This window comes from Sphingomonas sp. Leaf62 (assembly GCF_001421915.1).
Classification (GTDB): Bacteria; Pseudomonadota; Alphaproteobacteria; order Sphingomonadales; family Sphingomonadaceae; genus Sphingomonas.
In genome coordinates this window covers 259,904-278,656 of sequence record NZ_LMLN01000030.1, presented here as the reverse complement: position 1 = coordinate 278,656, position 18,753 = coordinate 259,904, and the positions used below count along the sequence as shown (strand labels likewise).

15 protein-coding genes, 1 tRNA gene and 3 pseudogenes are annotated in these 18,753 nt (G+C 65.6%); 6 read left to right on the top strand and 13 right to left on the bottom strand.

The window, feature by feature from the left end:
• Positions 1-799: 799 nt before the first annotated feature.
• From ASE91_RS16595 to ASE91_RS16585, 3 genes are all read left to right on the top strand, one after another.
• Complete coding sequence (locus ASE91_RS16595) at positions 800-2,374, top strand: MFS transporter (RefSeq protein ID WP_056628181.1); 1,575 nt, start codon at positions 800-802, stop codon at positions 2,372-2,374.
• 258 nt (positions 2,375-2,632) lie between these two features.
• On the top strand, positions 2,633-3,727 hold the full coding sequence (gene recA, locus ASE91_RS16590) for a recombinase RecA (protein WP_200910860.1): 1,095 nt from the start codon (positions 2,633-2,635) through the stop codon (positions 3,725-3,727).
• A gap of 221 nt (positions 3,728-3,948) precedes the next feature.
• Complete coding sequence (locus ASE91_RS16585; protein WP_056628178.1) at positions 3,949-4,593, top strand: glutathione S-transferase family protein; 645 nt, start codon at positions 3,949-3,951, stop codon at positions 4,591-4,593.
• 73 nt (positions 4,594-4,666) lie between these two features.
• Here ASE91_RS16585 and ASE91_RS20980 read toward each other — a convergent pair whose 3' ends face one another.
• From ASE91_RS20980 to ASE91_RS16570, 6 genes and pseudogenes are all read right to left on the bottom strand, one after another.
• Complete coding sequence (locus tag ASE91_RS20980) at positions 4,667-4,798, bottom strand: hypothetical protein (RefSeq protein WP_327196799.1); 132 nt, start codon at positions 4,796-4,798, stop codon at positions 4,667-4,669.
• A gap of 33 nt (positions 4,799-4,831) precedes the next feature.
• Positions 4,832-5,008, bottom strand: a pseudogene (locus ASE91_RS21080) (hypothetical protein); the annotation flags it as partial.
• Between the two features lie 62 nt (positions 5,009-5,070).
• Positions 5,071-7,470, bottom strand: a pseudogene (locus ASE91_RS16580) (TonB-dependent receptor); the annotation flags it as partial.
• A 119-nt stretch (positions 7,471-7,589) separates the two neighbouring features.
• Positions 7,590-9,215 (bottom strand): annotated as a pseudogene (locus ASE91_RS16575) (alpha-galactosidase).
• Entirely contained in the window at positions 9,127-9,615 is a 489-nt protein-coding gene (locus ASE91_RS20890) for a glycoside hydrolase family 36 N-terminal domain-containing protein (protein ID WP_268795971.1), read from the bottom strand. Before ASE91_RS20890 ends, ASE91_RS16575 begins: the two are co-directional and overlap by 89 nt.
• Before the next feature lie 547 nt (positions 9,616-10,162).
• Positions 10,163-10,239 (bottom strand) — tRNA-Arg (locus tag ASE91_RS16570).
• Between the two features lie 56 nt (positions 10,240-10,295).
• Between ASE91_RS16570 and ASE91_RS16565 the strand changes: the two genes are divergently transcribed.
• Positions 10,296-11,045 (top strand): queuosine precursor transporter, encoded by a 750-nt coding sequence (locus ASE91_RS16565; RefSeq protein WP_056628172.1) that lies wholly within the window; start codon positions 10,296-10,298, stop codon positions 11,043-11,045.
• 1 nt (position 11,046) lies between these two features.
• Here the strand turns inward: ASE91_RS16565 and purQ are convergent, their stop codons facing one another.
• Entirely contained in the window at positions 11,047-11,715 is a 669-nt protein-coding gene (gene purQ, locus ASE91_RS16560; RefSeq protein WP_055999842.1) for a phosphoribosylformylglycinamidine synthase subunit PurQ, read from the bottom strand.
• The gene (gene purS / locus ASE91_RS16555) at positions 11,712-11,942 is read right to left on the bottom strand and encodes a phosphoribosylformylglycinamidine synthase subunit PurS (protein ID WP_056628169.1); all 231 of its coding nucleotides are present in this window, start codon (positions 11,940-11,942) and stop codon (positions 11,712-11,714) included. Before purS ends, purQ begins: the two co-directional genes overlap by 4 nt.
• A 132-nt stretch (positions 11,943-12,074) precedes the next feature.
• Between purS and ASE91_RS16550 the strand changes: the two genes are divergently transcribed.
• Together ASE91_RS16550 and ASE91_RS16545 are read left to right on the top strand one after the other, a co-directional pair.
• On the top strand, positions 12,075-12,554 hold the full coding sequence (locus ASE91_RS16550) for a PH domain-containing protein (RefSeq protein WP_082454086.1): 480 nt from the start codon (positions 12,075-12,077) through the stop codon (positions 12,552-12,554).
• Complete coding sequence (locus ASE91_RS16545; RefSeq protein ID WP_056628163.1) at positions 12,548-13,975, top strand: PH domain-containing protein; 1,428 nt, start codon at positions 12,548-12,550, stop codon at positions 13,973-13,975. The genes ASE91_RS16550 and ASE91_RS16545 overlap by 7 nt, the downstream gene beginning before the upstream one ends.
• Here the strand turns inward: ASE91_RS16545 and ASE91_RS16540 are convergent.
• The 5 genes from ASE91_RS16540 to ASE91_RS16520 form a co-directional block, all read right to left on the bottom strand.
• A complete protein-coding gene (locus tag ASE91_RS16540; protein WP_082454085.1) occupies positions 13,964-15,250 on the bottom strand; it encodes a cell wall hydrolase in 1,287 nt (428 codons plus the stop codon). The genes ASE91_RS16545 and ASE91_RS16540 overlap by 12 nt on opposite strands.
• Positions 15,247-16,167: a cysteine synthase A gene (gene cysK, locus ASE91_RS16535; protein ID WP_056628160.1), complete on the bottom strand. Its 921-nt coding sequence runs from the start codon at positions 16,165-16,167 to the stop codon at positions 15,247-15,249. Before cysK ends, ASE91_RS16540 begins: the two co-directional genes overlap by 4 nt.
• Positions 16,164-17,492 carry an MFS transporter gene (locus ASE91_RS16530; RefSeq protein WP_056628157.1) on the bottom strand — a complete coding sequence of 443 codons (1,329 nt, stop codon included), beginning with the start codon at positions 17,490-17,492 and terminating at the stop codon, positions 16,164-16,166. The genes cysK and ASE91_RS16530 overlap by 4 nt, the downstream gene beginning before the upstream one ends.
• A 120-nt stretch (positions 17,493-17,612) precedes the next feature.
• Positions 17,613-18,440 carry an alpha/beta fold hydrolase gene (locus ASE91_RS16525; RefSeq protein WP_056628819.1) on the bottom strand — a complete coding sequence of 276 codons (828 nt, stop codon included), beginning with the start codon at positions 18,438-18,440 and terminating at the stop codon, positions 17,613-17,615.
• Positions 18,441-18,526: 86 nt separating this feature from the next.
• Complete coding sequence (locus ASE91_RS16520) at positions 18,527-18,718, bottom strand: hypothetical protein (RefSeq protein ID WP_055999823.1); 192 nt, start codon at positions 18,716-18,718, stop codon at positions 18,527-18,529.
• Between the last annotated feature and the right edge of the window lie 35 nt (positions 18,719-18,753).

Below are 18,753 nucleotides of genomic sequence, written 5' to 3'. Positions count from 1 at the left end.
GATGCTGGGCATCGGACAGAGCCACGCCGCCGACGACGCGTATCATACGGTCCAGCGGCTGGCACTTGCCGCCGGTCACCCGGCGATGGCGGCCGGTGCGGTTTTCCGCCGCGCGTTGGTGGCCTCGACCCGCGGCGATTACCGGACGGCACGCCGCCTCGCCGACGACGCCGTGGCGCTGGCCGGGCCGGGTGACCGNGCGGCTGGCCGACCTGCGCGCGATACTCGACGCCCGTATCGCCGTAGCCAAGGGCGATGACGGCGCGATCGACGCGCTGGCTGCCAGGTTGCGTCAGTCGGTCGACGAACAACCGCGCCTGCTCTTTTCCGAACCGGTCTTCGACATCAATTTCGTCACCAGCGCGAATCCATGGCACGATTCGGAAATCCGCTTTGCCGATGTCGGATACTGGATCCGCCCCGATGGCCGTACCGCGGGCGTGGAGGTGCTGCGCGACGCCGGTCTCGGCCAATGGCGTTCGGGCATCGTCAAGCAGGTCGCCGACCGTCGCTATGTGCCGCTCAGCGTCACCGCCGACCATCCCGGCCTGTATCGCATCGACCGCTTCACGGTGCGCGCGACCATCGGCACGCCCACTGGAACGCGGATCCAGCGCCGCATGGGCACGCTCACCACCCATATCGTCGACCTTACCGAGACCGAGGCGTTGAGCGACATCCACAAACGCCGCACGGCGCAGCAAACCACGACCGGTTGATCCGGATGCCGCCACCCCGATAATTCCGCCTTCTCGGCAGGACCGTCACCCGCTACCCCGGCATCGGGGAGTGACAGGCGATGGGCTCGATCAACAGTACCTTGTCCGACCGGCAGGCCGTCTGGGCGTTCGTGCTCGGCTGCGTCGCGGTGACGATCGGGGTCGTCGCGCATCTGCCGATGTTCGCGATGGCGCGGTCGATGGGCTATCATCTGGCGGGCATGCCGATGGACGGCATGATGATCGGTGGCATGGTGCTGATCGTGCTCGGCACGCTGGTCGCCGCCTATGGCCTGCTCCCGCGTAACCTCGCCGCGCAGCGCGCCGCCGCTGCCGACATCGTCGTAGCCGCGCCCGAGGATGCCGAATTGAGCCCCGCCCATTGGGGCCTGATGGCGGTATTGGTCGTGGCGCTCGTCATCGACGTGATGAAGCCCGCCTCGCTGGGCTTCACCGTGCCCGGCATGATTTCCGAATATGGGGTTCCCAAACGCACCGTGTCGCTGGTGCCGTTCTTCGCGCTCGCCGGCACCGTGACCGGATCGGTGCTGTGGGGCTGGATCGCCGACGTCTATGGGCGAAAGGCGTCGATCCTGTTGTCGGCGGTGATGTTCGTCGGCACCTCGATCTGCGGCGCGATGCCCAGCCTCGCATGGAACATCGCCATGTGTTTCATGATGGGCGCGGCGGCGGGCGGCATGTTGCCGGTCACCTATGCGCTGCTTGCCGAAATGATGCCCAACCGCCATCGCGGCTGGAGCCTCGTGCTGGTTGGCGGGCTGGGCGCGGTTGGCGGCTATTTCGCCGCCAGCGGTATTTCGGCGATCCTGCAACCGATCTTCGGCTGGCGTATCCTGTGGCTGGCCAACCTGCCGACCGGGCTGACGCTGGTCCTGCTCGGCGCGCTGATTCCCGAATCCGCCAAGTTCCTGCTGGCGCGCGGTCGGGTGCAGGAGGCGGAGGCGGTGATGCGCCGCTTCGGCGCGAAGGCCAGCCGCGCGTCCGTCCGGATCACCGGCCCGCGTTCGGCCGCGCTGACCGGGGTCAAACTCTATGGCAAGCTCGCCGCGCTCAGCATCTGCGCGCTATCCTGGGGCCTCATCAATTTTGGCCTGTTGCTGTGGCTGCCCGCCGATCTCGTCGCCAAGGGCTATTCGGTCGGCGTGTCGAGCCGCCTGCTCGCCGAAAGCGCGCTGATCGCCTTTCCCACCGTCTTCCTCGCCGCCTTTCTTTACAGCCGGTGGAGCACCAAATGGTCGCTCGCCGTCATGATCGCGCTGACGCTTGCCGGGCTGCTGCTGGTGTTGCAGCTGGAACTGGCGGGCAGCGGCAGTCCGGTCCTGCCGGTCGCGTTGCTGATCGTTGGCACCAACGGCATCATCGCCATCGTCCTGCCCTATGCCGCCGAGAGTTTCCCGATGCGGGTGCGCGGCCGCGCGACCGGCTGGGTCGCCGCCTGTACCAAGGCCGGCGGCCTGATCGCGCAGGGCCTGACGATCGCCGGCATCGCGCTTTCGATGGGGGCGTCGTCGCTGATGGTCATGGTCCCGACCGCCTTGTCGCTCATGCTGGTCGCGTGGTTCGGCCGCGAAACCCGCGGCCGCGACCTGCGCGACCTTGACACCGACAACGGCCAGATCGGCCATGGCAGTTGATCCAACCCTCTCCCCTGGAAAGGGGAGAGGGATACCGAAGCTTGCCAGCAAAGCTGGCTAGCGCAGGTTGGGAGAGGGGCGAAGCGAGCCCGGAGACTCGCACGCTCGCGTCAGCGAGCGTTTCCTCTCTCAAATCCGGTCGTCCGCTACCCGTAAAGGTTACACCACCCTATTGCGGAACGGGAACAAAACGAATACATGTAACTCCAACAGACGCGTTGAACCCTCGACGCGGTTGCTCTACGCGAAAGGCTGGACATGGCGGCAAATCTGAAGGCGGTCGATAGCAAGATGGCGGCGGCAAACGACAAGGCGGCGGGCGAACGGCAAAAGGCGCTCGACGCCGCGCTGGCGCAGATCGATCGTGCATTCGGCAAGGGTTCGGCGATGAAGCTGGGCCAGAAGGAAGCGATGCAGGTCGAGGCGATCTCGACCGGGTCGCTCGGCCTCGATATCGCGCTCGGCGTCGGCGGCCTGCCGCGCGGGCGCGTGATCGAAGTGTACGGCCCGGAAAGCTCAGGGAAAACCACGCTGGCGCTGCACGTGCTGGCAGAGGCGCAGAAGGGCGGCGGCACCGTCGCCTTCGTCGACGCCGAACACGCGCTCGACCCGGTCTATGCGAAGAAGCTGGGCGTCAACATCGACGAACTGATCGTGTCGCAACCCGATACCGGTGAACAGGCGCTGGAAATCGTCGATACGCTGGTCCGCTCGAACGCGATCGACGTGCTGGTGGTGGATTCGGTCGCCGCGCTGGTGCCGCGTGCCGAAATCGAGGGCGAGATGGGCGACAGCCATGTCGGCCTGCAGGCGCGGCTGATGTCGCAATCGCTGCGCAAGCTGACCGGCTCGATCAGCCGCTCGCGCTGCATGGTGATCTTCATCAACCAGCTGCGCATGAAAATCGGTGTGATGTACGGCAACCCGGAGACGACCACCGGCGGCAACGCGCTGAAATTCTACGCGTCGGTCCGCCTCGACATTCGTCGCACCGGGCAGATCAAGGATCGCGACGAGATCATCGGCAACACCACCCGCGTGAAGGTGGTGAAGAACAAGGTCGCACCGCCGTTCAAGCAGGTCGAATTCGACATCATGTACGGGCAGGGCATTTCGAAGATCGGTGAGATCCTCGATCTGGGCGTGAAGGCGGGTCTGGTCGAGAAGTCAGGCGCGTGGTTCAGCTATGACAGCGTGCGGATCGGGCAGGGGCGTGAGAACGCGAAGAACTTCCTGACCGAACATCCCGAACTGCGCGACAAGCTGGAGGCCGCGATCCGCCAGCGCACTGAAAAGGTCGCGGAGGAGATGATGGCCGGTCCCGACGCCGACGATGGTGACGACGACCTGTAAACGGTGCCAATATCGGGCGGTCAACGTGCCGCCCGATCGTCCCTTGGTAGTAGTCACCTGATTGATTCGAAACGATTTGTCCCGGCGGGACAGGGTCCGCGAACAACCCGTTTCGTATAACCTTCGTCAACTTCCGCCGATCCCGTTTCCTGCTCGTGCAACCTCGGCCGGACTGCGGCATTGGTTCGGCCAAGCCGTTGACCGCACACAGGGATGTTCCGATGATCGTCGTCCACCACCTCGAAAACTCCCGCTCGCAACGCGTCCTCTGGCTGCTCGAGGAATTGCGGCTTCCCTATGAAGTGAAGCGCTACGAGCGGAACAAGGCGACGATGCTGGCACCGCCCGAACTGCGCCGCATCCATCCGCTGGGCAAGTCGCCGGTGATCGAGGACAGCAACGCCGGCAGCAGCGGCGGTCCGCTGGTCGTCGCCGAAACCGGCGCGATCGTCGAATATCTGGTCGAGCGCGCCGATGGCCGATTGGGCATGCCCGCTCATCGCCGCGCCGCGCTCCACTACCGCCATTTCCTCCATTACGCCGAAGGCTCGCTGATGCCGCCGCTGCTGTTGAAGCTGGTACTCGGTCGCGTGCCGCTGCTGGGAAAGGCGGCGCAGAAGAAGATCCAGCCGATGATCGACGTCCATCTCGACTATGTCGAATCGCATCTCGCCGTGAACGAATGGTTCGCCGGCGATGAGATGACCGCCGCCGACGTCATGATGAGCTTCCCCCTCGAAGCCGCACGCAGCCGCGCCGGCCTCGACGCCTCCCGCCCCCGCACCATCGCCTGGCTTGATCGCATCCACGCCCGTCCCGCCTATCAGGCAGCACTGAAGGCGGGCGGCACCTACGCCTACGCCTGACCGATCACGGTAACGCGGCGACCGATCGGGACACCCGCCGGCCGCTCGCAAACGGCCGGCGGGTGTCGGTTCGTCAGAACTTCACCCGCGCGCCGAAATTATACCGCGCGCCCGTCTCCTGCAGCAGCAGGAAGCGTTCTTCGATCCCCGACCATTCGTGGATCCGCTGGTTGGTGACGTTCACCCCCTGCATATAGACCTGCACATTCGGCGTGACGTCGTAGCCGATGTTGAAATCGAGCTGCCCATAGGCCGAATGATTGCGCGGACGACCCTGATCCGAACGACACGCGCGGAGATATTCGGAGCGCCAATTGTAGGACGTCCGTGCCGAGATGCCGTATTTCTCGAAGAACACGCTGCCATTCGCCGAATGTGGCGACAGCCCGTTATAGCCGCATTCGTAATCCGCCAGCGCAGAGTCACGCTCGGCCTTGCTGTCGACATAGGTATAGTTGCCGGCGACACGAAGCCCGACAACACGCTCGGCAACCAGTCGAACGTGTACTGGCCCCCGACTTCGATACCGCGGATATAGCCGGTCTGCCCGTTACGGGTCCGGGTATCCTGGAACGTCCGCCCGAACCGCTGGATCGGCAGCGTCTGGAGTTCGAGGAAGTTATCGAGCTTCTTGTAGAACGCGCCGGCACTCACATAGCTGATCGAGTTCAGATAATATTCGACCGAGATGTCGTAGTTGGTCGACTTGAACGGTTCCAGCGTCGGGTTGCCGCCGCTCGACTGCGGTACGGAGATGCGACCGCCGAACGAGTTGTCGACGCCAAGGTCGGTCAGCGTCGGCCGCGTCACCGTCTGGGAGAAGGCGGCGCGGGTGATCAGATTGTCGGTGACATTGAACTTGATGTTGGCCGATGGCAGCGCGTTGACATAGCTGTTGCCGACCGAGACCAGCGTCGACGCGCCATAGGTGAAGACCACCGTATCGTCGCCGCGGGTGTTGGTAATGTCGAGGACCGGCTGCGCGAAGCCGCGCGACTCCGTTTGGGTTCGCACGACGCGGACACCGGCATTGCCGCTCCAGTTATCGCCGCCGAACGACATGGCAATGTACGTCGCGAGCAGCCGTTCGTTGACGTTCAGCTGGCTGCCGGGGTTCTCGCGGACCCCGTACGGACCGCCGGGCAATGCCAGCAGCCGTGCAGCCTCCGCAGCCTGTTCAGCCGCCGTCCGCCCCTGACGCGCCCGGGCGAGGTTCGTCGGGTTCGACAAGAACGCGATCACCGCATTCGGATCATAGGTGAAGAATTGTTGCGGCACGTTCTGGCTGCCCGATACGCCGGGCAGGAAGTTGTCGAGCTTGAACGGCGATAGCAGCGACGTATCCATCGGAATGTCGTAGCCGCAATAGGCGCAACCCCCGTCGAAGTTGTAAAAGAAGCGCCGCTGCTTCGTCCGGTCCGAATAGGCCATGCCGATCCGTACCGTCTTCAGGATGCTGTTCTGAATCTGATAGTCGGTATCGAGGTGGAATTCGGAACTGCGATCGCTGACCCGGTTGTTCTCCGCGCCGGTATAATGTGCCCGCATCAGCGACGCATCGGTGATGTTGCCGAAGTTGGACGCGGTCGGCAGATCCTCGCCCTTGTTGAGGTCGAAACGCGGGCTGGTCTGTGCCAGCGACCCGACAACGACGAACTGGATCGGGTTACGCTGTTTCGCCTTCGACGTCGACGCGTCGAACCGCACTTCGACATCGTCCGCCGGGTTCCATTTCAGGTTGCCACCGACCTGATAGGTTTCGGTACGGCGATCGTTGTTGTTGACGATATTGTCGTTCTGCGACAGCAACGGATTGGCGGCAAGGAACTGCTGTCCGGGGCGGTTTAACCCGGTCGCTGTGCCGGTGTCGTCGACCTGCAACCCGATATAGGGCGACGAATAGAAATTCGCGAAGATGTTGCGATGGGTGAAGACGTCGAACTTCGAGAAGATCCCGTCAACGGTCAGCAGCAACTGGTCGCCAAGCTTCGCCTGCAACGCCCCGGCCAGATTGATTCGCCGACGCCGATCCTCCTGCCGTGCGAAGGCGAGATTCTGGGGAAAGTTGACCGTCGCGCCGGTATTGCCGAGCGCGGCGGTGGTCAGCCCGGTCGAATTCGCGTTGCCGTTGACGACGTTCTGCGGACCGAACAGCCAACCATCGGTCTGCACATAGTCCAGTTGGCTGCGGCGGTCGGTGTACGATCCCGACAGGACGATGCCGATCGTTTTGGCATCGTTGGTGAGCGACGTGACCGCCGACAGGTCGGGGCTGAGCTTCTCGCGCAGCGTGTCGTAGATGCCGCCGGCCGACGCGGCGAGGTGGAAGCCGCTGCGGCCATCGAGCGGCCGGGCGGTGATGATGTTGACCGTCGCGCCGATGCCGCCTTCCTGCAGTTCGGGAACGCTCGACTTGTACACGTCGGTGCGCTGGATCATGTTCGACGACAGGACGTCGAACGAGAATTCACGACCGGGATTGTCGGTCGCCATCACCCGGCCGTTGACCCGCACGGTGTTGAATTCCGGCCCGAGCCCGCGAACGGTGATGAACTGGCCTTCGCCGCCCGACCGGTCGATCGCGACGCCGGTGATCCGTTGCAGCGACTCCGCGATGTTCGCATCGGGGAATTTGCCGACATCCTCGGCAGAGATCGTATCGATGATCTGTTGCGATTCCCGCTTCACCCGCGCCGACGATGCGAGGCTGCTGCGGATGCCGGTGACGACGATATCGTCGGCAACCTCGGGGGTGTCCGGGCCGACCTGTGCGGCAACGGGGGTCGGTTCCTGCACGGCGCCCGCAGGGCTGGTCTGCGGCGCGCCCGCTTCCGGCTGCGTGGCGTCCTGCGCGAACACGGGTCCGGCCAGCAGCATTCCGCCTGCGAGCAATACGGTCTTGAATGACGTACGCATAGATATCCCCCCCTGAGAATGGATGGTGGTCGGGGAGGGGCGAGCCTTCTGAATGGACTCTGTCCCCTCGATTCTATCGACTATTTCACGGCGTCGAACACGAAAGCGGACCCCACGAAGTCACCCTTGAGCGGTGCGCGCAGACCGCGCTCCATCCAGTAGGCGCCGCTGGCCCGCGCCGGCACACCTTCGGGCAGCTTGCCGCCACCTAGGATGCGGACGGTATAGGTCTGTGCCGGGTCCAACCCCTGCGGATGCTCGGCGACCGGATTGTCGCGCCACATCGACGAATGGAGCATCTGGAACATCACGCCCTGCCGCCGATCCTGTTCGACATACATCGTCGCGGACGATGCGTTGTCCCTGGTCGGCGGATCGATTCGATAGAGCTGCCCGCGCTGCACGGTTTGACGGATGGTCTTGTAGGCGGCGACCCATTTGGCGGCGGTGGTGAAATCCTCCGCCTGCCATTTGTCGAGATTGGCCCCGATGCCGAGCCCGCCCTGCATCGACGACAGGAAGCGATGGTCGAGCGAGGTGGCGCGGGTGTTCGCCCAGTTTGGGCTGTCGGTCACCCATGCCATCATCACCCACACCGGATAGGCCTGGGTAAAACCGTCCTGGATCATCAACCGGTCGGCCGGGTCGGTATTATCCGACGGCCATACTTCGTCGGAGAAACCGAGGATGCCCAGATCGACACGACCGCCGCCGCCCGAGCAACCCTCGATCTCCAGCTTCTGGTGACGCCGGCGCAGTTCGGACAGGATATGATACAGGTTGCGGACATATTCGACATACACGCGCTGCTGATCCTGCACCGGCACCGCCGGCCATCCGGCTTCGGTTCAGTTGCGGTTATAATCCCATTTCAGGAAGGCGATGTCGTTCTCCGCGATTAGCTTGTCGAGCACCGACAACAGGTGATCGCGCACGTCGGTCCGCGCGAGGTTGAGCACCAGCTGGTGGCGGCCCTCGGTCCGGGAACGATCGGGATGATGCAGTACCCGGTCGGGGTGGGCGCGGTACAGGTCGCTGTCGACATTGACCATTTCCGGTTCGACCCACAGACCGAAATCCATGCCGAGCGAATGGACCTTGTCGATCAGCGGTTTCAGGCCATTGGGGAATTTGGTGCGGTTGACGGTCCAGCCGCCCAACCCCGCCTTGTCGCTATTGCGCGCACCGAACCAGCCGTCATCGACCACGAAGCGTTCGACGCCGATCCTCGCCGCCTTCTCCGCCAACGCTTCCTGTCCCGCCTTGGTCACGTCGAACGCGGTAGCTTCCCAGCTGTTGTAGACGACCGGGCGCGGCTTGGCGCGTTCGCCGTCGGACAGGATGTTCGCGTTCTGGAAGCGGTGGAAGGTGCGCGAAGCGCCTCCCATGCCGCCGTCCGAATAGCCCGCGTAGAAGACAGGGGTGTCCAGCGTCTCGCCGGGCTTCAACGACCACGAAAAGTCATAGGGGTTGTAGCCACCCATGACCCGGACACGTCCCAGATTGTCCTGTCCCACGCTGATCCGGAACGATCCCGACCATGCCAGCGCGCCGTACCATACCGGCCCGGCGTCCTCGCTGGTGACCCCTTCGCGACCGATGGCGAAATACGGATTGTTACCGTGGCCGGTCGAACCGCGTCGGCTTTCCAGCAGCGTCGGCGCCGGGGGTGATCGCCACGTCCTTCCCGGTCCATTCTGCGGCATGGCAGCCGGTCTGATAGTGCAACCGATAATCGTCGCCGACCGGCAGGGTGAACACCGCCGATGCGATCTGATCGACGCGCACCGCGCGCCGATCGCCGTTGCGGACCGATGCCGATCGCGCCCGCACGCCGGTTTCGGGATCGATCGTGTAGCGCAACGTAACGCCGAGCGGCCGCCGGATATCGACCAGTTCGACCAGCAGCGTCTCGCCCTGTACCCGGTGCGACTTGTATTTGAGCACGAGGGCGCGATTGCCGTCGGCAAAAATGGTCTTGATGGCCGGATCGCTTACCAGCCCTTCGCCCTGACCCGGATATTCCTGTAACATCACCGAACCGGCGGTATCGAAGCCGGACAGTTCGCCGGGAGCCTTGACCAGCACGGGATCGCCGGTCTTCACCGGGTCGGTCGAACCCAGCGGATCACCCGCCGCGAGGGTTGTCCCCAGTAGAGCGGCTGCAGATACCCTTTGTCGTCGACGCCGAGCGCACGGGTCATGCCGTCGCCATCGAGACGAAAAACGCGGGCATCCTGCGGGGGCCGTCACTTTCGCAAGGGCAGGCGTCGCCGCGGAAACCCTGATCAGCCCGGTGAGAAGCACATCGCTCAGCTTCATCGCACCCCCTCCTACCGGCCGCCTCACGTGCAATCGTTTGTTTGTAAATATATGCTAAATTTAGCTGAACAAGGCAACATTGAATTTATTTAACGCTTCGCGTTGTTCGATTCGGGCCCTGCGATGCTGTCGGGGTGTCGGCCGATGCCTTTGTCCACGCCACTGCGGCAGCGAACGGATTGCCGCACAGACTTCTTCGATCGGAAACGTCACGCTTGCCGCATCGGGGCTGCGGGGCCTGTTCGATGCTCGGCGAGTCAGGCAGGTCGGTGCCGCCCGATCCACAACGTCGGACGGAAAGTCCGTCGTCCGGGCTAAAGCTGAACAAAAATGGCGCACCCGGAGGGATTCGAACCCCCGACCAAGGAGGTAGAAGCTCCTTGCTCTATCCAGCTGAGCTACGGGTGCCCGTTGCTTCGTTAGCGTGCATTGCGGCAAAGCGGAACCGCTATCATAACCCGGCCATGCCCGACCTGTCCGATACCGCGTTGCCCCGAATCGACGCCGCTACGCTTCCGGCGCGGGGGTTCCGCCATTTCGATATCGTGATGGCGGCGTTCGTCGCCATCCTGTTGCTGTCGAACATCATCGGCGCGGGCAAGGTGGCGGCGATCGACATTGCCGGCACGCCGTTCGTGTTCGGCGCGGGCATCCTGTTCTTTCCGGTATCCTATGTCATCGGCGACGTACTGACCGAAGTCTATGGCTATGCCCGGGCCCGGCGGTGCATCTGGGTCGGCTTTGCCGCATTGTTGTTCATGGCGTTCATGGCCGCGGTCGTCGTCGCCATGCCGCCTGCGGACGGATGGACGGGGCAGGGTGCCTATGAAGCGGTCTTCGGACAGGTGCCGCGCATCGTCTTCGCCTCGATCGCCGCGTTCTGGGCGGGCGAGTTCGTCAACGCCTATGTCCTTGCCCGCATGAAGATCTGGACCGGCGGGCGCGCGCTCTGGACGCGGACGGTCGGGTCGACGATCGTCGGGCAGGCGGTCGACAGCGCGATCTTCTACCCGCTGGCGTTCCTTGGCGTCTGGCCGACCGGCCAGGTGCTGACCGTCATGGTCACCAACTGGGCGATGAAGGTCGGCTGGGAAATCGTGCTGACCCCGGTCACCTATGCCGTGGTCGGCTGGCTGAAGCGGCGCGAGGGAGTCGATGTGTTCGATTCAGCGACCGACTTCTCCCCCTTCGCCGGAGGCGGCCGGTCGCGCTAGGTCAGGCGCCGACGCGTGCCAGCAATCCTTCGAACAGGGCGCGACCGTCGCGACCGCCATGTGCCGCTTCGATGCGGCGTTCGGGGTGGGGCATCATGCCGAGCACATTGCCCCCGGCATTGACCAGTCCGGCGATGTCGCGTGCCGAGCCGTTGACTGGTTCCGCATAGCGGAACGCCACCTGACCCTCACCCTCCAGCCGGTCGAGCGTCGCTTCGTCGGCGACATAATTGCCGTCATGATGCGCGACGGGCACGCGGATCGTGTCACCCGCGCGATATCCGCTGGTGAAGGCCGACCTGGCTTCCCCCACGCGCAGCGCCACGTCGCGACAGACGAAGGACAGGCCACGGTTGCGCATCAATGCGCCCGGCAGCAGTCCCGCCTCGGTCAGGATCTGGAACCCGTTGCAAATGCCGAGCACCGGCAGGCCCTTGCCCGCCGCATCGACCACGGCGCGCATCACCGGCGACCGTGCGGCAATCGCGCCCGAGCGCAGATAGTCGCCATAGGAAAAACCGCCGGGCACGGCGACCAGACCGATATCGTCGGGCAGATCGGCGTCGCGATGCCAGACCATGGTCGGCGCGGTACCGGTGACCGACTCCAGCGCCACCGCGATGTCGCGGTCGCAGTTCGACCCCGGAAAGACGATGACGGCGGTCTTCATGCGCGTTCGACCCGGTAGTTTTCGATGACCGTATTGGCGAGCAGCTTGCGGCACATCGCGTCGATCGTCGCGTCATCGGTGCCTTCGGCGACGTCCAGCTCGATCAGCTTGCCGACCCGCGCCTCGCCGACGCCCGCGAAGCCGAGCGAGGCCAGCGCGTGTTCGATCGCCTTGCCCTGCGGATCGAGTACGCCGTTCTTGAGCGTCACGACGATGCGGAGTTTCATGCAGCTTGCCTCAAGTCCGAATGGGGTTTGTCGCGGGCGCTATGGCCCCGCCCGCGCCCGCGCACAAGAGGCGCGGGGCCATCGCATCCGGATTCGCTTGAGCGCGCCGTATTGCCTGCCTATCACACTGCCATGGACCCTATGCCCCTTTCGCTCGCGCCGCTCGACCATCGGTTCGTTACCGTGTTGCGCTGGCGGGCGGCCGTCGTCGCCCTGGTCGTGCTGGCCATCGCCGGGGTGGCGGAAGCGATCCTGTATCAGCAGGATTGGCCCAGTGGCATCGTCGCGGTGGTGGCAGTCCTGATCGCGCTATGGCTGGTAGCCATCGCCCCGCCGCGCCGCTTCGCGCATTGGGGCTTCGCGCTGGACGAGCGCGAATTGCACATCGGCCATGGCTGGCTGACGCGGGTGCATACCATCGTGCCGATCGGCCGCGTCCAGCATATCGACCTGACACAGGGGCCGATCGAGCGCGGCTGCGGCGTCGCGACGCTGGTGCTGCACACCGCCGGCACCGACCATAGTCTGGTCACGGTGCCGGGCCTTGCCCGTGATCAGGCCGAAGCGGTGCGCGACCGTATCCGTGGCGCGATCGAAGCGTCGCCATGGTGACCGAGCGTCCGCGCCGGCTGCACCCCGGCACCATCGCCCTGCGGATCGTCTCGCGCGCGCCACAGGAAATCGCCGGGCTGGTCGCGCTCGCCGCCGCCACGTCGCGCAGCGGGTTGTGGCCGATGATCGGCATCGTTTCGGCGTTGGTGATCGCAGCGGCGCTGTTCGCGTGGATACGGTGGCGGTCGTTCACCTACACGATCGGCGACGGCGAACTGGTGATTGCCGACGGGGTGCTGAACCGCAAGCGGCGATCGATTCCGTTCGACCGCATTCAGGACGTATCGATCGACCAGAAGCTGCTGGCCCGCCCGTTCGGTCTGGCGCGGGTGCGGGTCGAAACCGGCGGCGGCGAGGCCGACGAGGCGAAGCTCGACAGCGTGACCCTGGCCGAGGCGGCCCGGCTGCGCGCGATCTTGCGCGGTGCAGTTCCGCAGACGAACTCGACCGACGCGGTGTCCGACGAACCGGCGCGCGACGTCGTCTTCACCATGTCGCCCGGCCACGTGTTGACGATGGGTCTGTTCGGCTTTTCGCTGGTCTGGGTCGGGGTGCTGTTCGCCGGCCTCAATCAGGTCGGCGATCTGATCGGATGGAACTGGGTCGATGTCCGCGACTGGGCTGGCGTTGCGCGTCGCGAAGCGATCGCATGGGCCACGCCGGTGTTCGTGGCCATGGCGGGTGTCGTTGCGCTGGCCGTCGGCGCGATCAGCGGCGTCCTGCGCACGGTGCTGGTCGAGCATGGATTTCGGCTGGAGCGCGAAGGCGACCGATTGCGCCGCGTGCGCGGGCTGGCCACCCGGACCGAAATCGCGCTCAGCCTGCGCCGCGTCCAGCTGGCACTGATCGAACGCGGCATGGTCAGCGGACGGCTGGGCTGGGCGAGCCTGCGGTTGCAGACGCTGGGCGGCAGCGACGATGTCGGCGGGCGGCAGAGCGTCGCCCCGTTCGCGCGCGACGCGGAGATTGCGCACGTGCTCGCGGCGGCGGGCTATTCGCCGTTCGATCCGCTTCCGCTGCGTCCGGTCGCGTTCGGGCATGTCGTGCGGACCGGCATCGTGCGGGGCGGGGTGCCGCTCATCGTCGTGACCATCGCTGCGTTCTTCGTGCCGCTGGCGGGGCTGGCGTTGCTGCTGGTCCCGATCCCGGTGGTGCTGGCGATCCTCGCGCGGCGGCGGCACCGCTATGCGGTCGTCGGCGACACGTTGCAAGTGATGCGCGGGGTGCTCGCCAAACAGGTATGGATCGTACCGATCGCGCGCATACAGGCGGTATCGGTGCGCCGCTCGCCGCTGCAACGGTTCCTCGGGCTCGCCACCCTCCATGTCGACACCGCCGGTGCCAAGGGGATGGGCCGGCCGAACGTCGTTGATGTCGCGGTCGAGGATGCCGAGCGACTGTCCGCCGCCTTACTCCGCTGACGGGCCGGGGGCAGGCGCCGTATCACCGCTACGCCGGATGCCGGTAAGCGGCGGCAGGTCGCTGCGAATATTGGTTGCGGGCGCTGCCGGCGGCGGGGCGGGGATAGCGCGGCGCATGCACGACGAAGCGGGCCGCGATACGAGCTGACAATTCCACAACTGCTTTTCGACGCCCGCGCCCCGGTCGCGCAGATAGCTGAACGACATGGCGTTCAGTGCAGCCGGTTCCCATGCCAGCCCGGCGCGGGCCGGGACCGCCGCCGGATCGCGCCAGCCGAGGAACTTGCACCGCGTCCGCTCGCCGCAGGTGGCTTGCGCGAATGCCGGCCATTTGTCGGGCGTCAGCGTATCGAGCGGGACGAGGAAGGTGACCGGATCGTCGCTGCTCGGACGCGGCAGCGCGGATGGGGCGAAATTGCCGGTCAGCACGCCTGCCTCCTGTTCTACCGCCAGTACCTCGGGCAGCTTGTGCGCGGCGGAATAGGGGCCGAGCTGTTCGATGCGCGGTTCGACCGTGCCGACGACGCGCCGGAACGCCCCGGGCGTGCCCCACCATCCGGCCCAGCGGAAGAAGAGATGGGTATCGACCGTCGCGATCTTGTCGAGGCTCGACTGCCAATAGGGGACGACCCAGTCGGTATGATAGTGGGTCGCATAGCCGACCGGCGCGAACACGTTGCCCGCCAGCGCCGCCGCCGCGACCTTGCGTGCCCGATCCCAATAGGCCTGCGGATAGGCGCGCGCCAACGCCCCGTCGCAGGTGAAGGTGAACTGGCAACCGGTGGTGCGTTCCGACCCCTGAAACACCACGCCGCACACGCTTTTGGGAAAGGCCGGGTGGCGCAAGCGGTTCAACACGACCTGTGCGACGGCGCGCTGCCCCTTCGCATCGTCGCCGGCCTCGTACAGCACGGCGGCGGCGAGACAGTCGGTCGCGCGGGTGCGGTTGTCGAGGTCGCCGGCAAAGCGGAACGGTCGCGCCGCCGGGTTGGGGCCGGTGACGAACGGCACCTTGGCATTGAAAGCGCGGGCGTCCTCCGGCTCCAGCGCGCGATACTCGATCGGCTCGACCGGCGGCGGCGGCGCTTCCGGTGTTTGCGCAACGCTCTGACGGCCCTGTCCCGCTGAATACACCGCCGGCTGGATCGGCGGGGTCGATCGGATCAGGATCGCGGGCACGGCGACGGCCGCGACCGACAACACCACGAGGACGCCGTCGATCGCGGCCGATCCGCTCCGTAATCCCTTGCGTTCGGCCACCGCCGTATCGCTCATTGTTCGGGGAGGAAGTCGGGAACCGACAGATACCGCTCGCCGGTGTCGTAGTTGAAGCCGAGCACGCGGACGCCATCGGGCAGGTCGGGCAGTTTTTGCAGGATCGCCGCCAGCGTCGCGCCGGACGAGATTCCGACCAATATGCCTTCCTCGCTTGCCGATCGACGGGCCATGTCCTTGGCGACCGCCGCGTCGACCTTGATGACGCCGTCGATCGCGCGGGTGTGCAGGTTGGCGGGGACGAAGCCCGCGCCGATCCCCTGGATCGGGTGCGGCCCCGGCTGTCCGCCCGATATGACCGGCGAGAGGTCGGGCTCGACCGCATACACCTTCAGGTCCGGCCATTTCTCCTTGAGCGTCTCGGCGACGCCGGTGATGTGGCCACCGGTGCCGACGCCGGTGATGATGACGTCGATCGGCGTATCGGCGAAATCGTTCAGGATTTCCTGCGCGGTCGTGCGGACATGGACGTCGATGTTCGCCGGGTTTTCGAACTGCTGCGGGATCCACGCATCGGGGGTTTCCGCAGCCAACTCATGCGCGCGCTCGATCGCGCCCTTCATGCCCTTTTCGCGGGGCGTCAGGTCGAAACTGGCACCGTACGCCAGCATCAGCCGGCGACGCTCGATGCTCATGCTCTCGGGCATGACCAGCACCAGTCTGTATCCCTTGACCGCCGCGACCATGGCAAGGCCGACGCCGGTATTGCCGCTGGTCGGCTCGATGATCGTGCCGCCGGGCTTCAGGTCGCCCGACGCCTCGGCCGCCTCGATCATGGCCAGCGCGATGCGGTCCTTGATCGATCCGCCGGGGTTCGATCGTTCGGATTTGATCCAGACCTCGGCATCGCCGAACAGCCGCTTGACGCGGATATGCGGCGTATTCCCGATCGTTTGCAGGATGGTATCGGCCTTCATGGCTGGGTCTCCTTGGGGATGACTTCGAGGTCTTTGGGGGGCGTGAAGCTACGCGCGGCGCGTAGTTCGGGAAAGAGCCGCGACCAGAGCATAGTCACGCCGACCGCGAGAATGCCGCCGCCGGCAACCGCGACGACCGGCCCGACCAGCGCGGCGAGGAAGCCCGAGCGCGCCTCGCCCAGCTCGTTCGATCCTGACACGAACAGGGTCGATACCGCGCCGACCCGCCCGCGCATCGCATCCGGCGTATGCAACTGGATCAGCGACTGGCGGACATAGACCGACACCATGTCGGTCGCACCGACGACGAACAGTGCCGCTAACGCCAGCAGCACGGCCGGCGCGAAGTCGCTGCCGATTGCAGCCTGTCCGAACACCGGAAGCAGCAGCGGCGCGGATAGTCCGAACAACGCGGTCGCCGCTCCGAAGCCCATGACCGACAACAGCATCTTGGCACCGACGTCCCTCGACAGCGGCTTGACCGCGAACACCGCGGCGACGACCACCGCGCCCAGTGCCGGTGCAGCGCGGAGATGACCGAGGCCGTCCGCACCGATCTGCAGAATATCGCGGGCATAGATAGGCAGCATCGCCGTCGCGCCGCCCAGCAACACCGCGAACAGATCGAGCGAAATCGCGCCGAAGACCAGCCGGTTGCGCCGGACATAGGACAGCCCGTCGAGCATCTGCCGCCACGGATTGGCCTTCCCGGCGATCACCGCGCGCGGGATCGGCGGGATCAGGAACAACATGGCAAGGCCGAACAGGAACAACCCCGCCGACACTGCATAGGGGACATAATGACCGGCTGCGTAGAGATAGCCACCCATCGCCGGCCCAAGTACCGAACCACCCTGCCACGCGATCGAACTCATCGCGATCGCGGTCGGCAGCACGGCGGCGGGGACGAGATTGGGGGCGAGCGCCTGCAACGCCGGTCCGGCGAATGCCCGCGCGACGCCCAGCATCGCCGCGACGAAGAACAGCCACGGCAGGGTGATCGCGCCGCTATAGGTCAGCCATGCCAGCAGCAGCGCGCAACTGCCCTCCAGCGCGACCGACCCGCGCGCGATCCAGCGGCGGTCGATCCGGTCGGCGACCCATCCGGCGACCAGCGACAGGACCAGCAGCGGCAGGAACTGCGCAACGCCGATCAGCCCCAGCTGGAACGCCGACTGCCGGATCGTCATCGTCTCGCGCGCGATGTCGTACACCTGCCAGCCGATGACGACGACCATCGCGATCTGCGCCAGCGTGTTCGACAGTCGGGCGAGGAAATAGGCGCGGAACGCGGGGATGGCAAAGGGATGCGGGGAGGCGGACATGAGGTGGGGGTTTAGGTCCGCTGTTGGGCCGGGGCAATGCAGATCGGCTTGGGGGGTAATAGGTGGCAACTTGCCGCCACCCGACCGTCACCCCGGCCTGCGCCGGGGTGACGTATCGGCCTACCGCCGACCGAGGAACGACAGCAGATCGTCGGTCAACCGCTCGCTCTCGGTCGCGAACAGGCCGTGCGGCGCGCCGTCATATTCGATCAGATCGGCGTTCGGCAGTGCCTTGGCCAATGCACGCCCGGTCGCATCGATCGGCACGGTCTGGTCCGACGTACCGTGGATGATCAGCGTCGGCACGGTGATCGATGGCAGGTCCGGCCGGAAATCGGTAGTTCCGAACGATTCCGCACAGGCCAGTGTCGGCTTCAGCCCCGCCAGCATCGCGGTGTTCCACGACAGGTCGAGCACTTCCTCGCTCACCGGGCTGGTAATGAACCCGACGCCGTAGAACTGGTCGAAGAAGGTACGAAAGAATTTCGGGCGATCCGCCTTGATATTGTCGGCGATCTCCTGAAGCTGGTCCTGTGGGACGCCGTCGGGATTGTCGTCGGTCTGGAGCATGTACGGGACGACCGAGCCGATGAAACCGACGCGGGTCACCCCCTTGCCGCCATGGCGCGACATGTACCGCGCGACCTCGCCGCCGCCCATCGAGAAACCGATCAGCGCGGCATCGTCGGTGACGCCGGTTTCGGCCATCACGTCGGCCAGATCGTCGGCAAGGCTGTCATAGTCATAGCCCGACCAAGGCTGGTCCGATCGCCCGAAACCGCGCCGGTCATAGGCGACGACCCGGTAACCGGCATCGGCCAGCGCCATCGCCTGCGGATCCCAGCTATCGGCCGACAGCGGCCAGCCATGGATCAGCACGACCGGGCGACCCTGTCCCCAATCCTTCACGAACAGGTTGGTACCGTCGCGGGTCTTTACATAGGGCATCGATCGATCCTCGTCGGGGAATTGTCCGACCTGAACGACCGACACGCGCCGCGGTTGCCTCGCTGCACCCCGATCGGTACGGCCGGTCAGTCGCGCGGAACGATGCCCAGTGTCGGGCGGGCGATGTTTCCCCGTTCGGCATCCTGCAACATCATCGAATAGCGTTCTGCCATCTCACGATGTACCCGCCGCACTTCGGGCAATTGCGCACTCTCGGCCTGGGTGCGTGTCTCGCCCAACCGGCGGCGGTAATATTCGGCATTGTCGACGATCGACATCTGGTCCTCCTGCCCGTCCTTACCTGGTGGACCGA

Coding starts and splice junctions, on each gene's coding strand:
- recA (WP_200910860.1), top strand. CDS start 2,633: ATGGCGGCAAATCTGAAGGCGGTCGATAGCAAGATGGCGGCGGCAAAC.
- ASE91_RS16520 (WP_055999823.1), bottom strand. CDS start 18,718: ATGTCGATCGTCGACAATGCCGAATATTACCGCCGCCGGTTGGGCGAG.
- ASE91_RS16550 (WP_082454086.1), top strand. CDS start 12,075: ATGGACCCTATGCCCCTTTCGCTCGCGCCGCTCGACCATCGGTTCGTT.
- ASE91_RS16595 (WP_056628181.1), top strand. CDS start 800: ATGGGCTCGATCAACAGTACCTTGTCCGACCGGCAGGCCGTCTGGGCG.
- ASE91_RS16525 (WP_056628819.1), bottom strand. CDS start 18,440: ATGCCCTATGTAAAGACCCGCGACGGTACCAACCTGTTCGTGAAGGAT.
- purS (WP_056628169.1), bottom strand. CDS start 11,942: ATGAAACTCCGCATCGTCGTGACGCTCAAGAACGGCGTACTCGATCCG.
- ASE91_RS16530 (WP_056628157.1), bottom strand. CDS start 17,492: ATGTCCGCCTCCCCGCATCCCTTTGCCATCCCCGCGTTCCGCGCCTAT.
- ASE91_RS16540 (WP_082454085.1), bottom strand. CDS start 15,250: ATGAGCGATACGGCGGTGGCCGAACGCAAGGGATTACGGAGCGGATCG.
- ASE91_RS16565 (WP_056628172.1), top strand. CDS start 10,296: ATGCCCGACCTGTCCGATACCGCGTTGCCCCGAATCGACGCCGCTACG.
- ASE91_RS16585 (WP_056628178.1), top strand. CDS start 3,949: ATGATCGTCGTCCACCACCTCGAAAACTCCCGCTCGCAACGCGTCCTC.
- ASE91_RS16545 (WP_056628163.1), top strand. CDS start 12,548: ATGGTGACCGAGCGTCCGCGCCGGCTGCACCCCGGCACCATCGCCCTG.
- purQ (WP_055999842.1), bottom strand. CDS start 11,715: ATGAAGACCGCCGTCATCGTCTTTCCGGGGTCGAACTGCGACCGCGAC.
- cysK (WP_056628160.1), bottom strand. CDS start 16,167: ATGAAGGCCGATACCATCCTGCAAACGATCGGGAATACGCCGCATATC.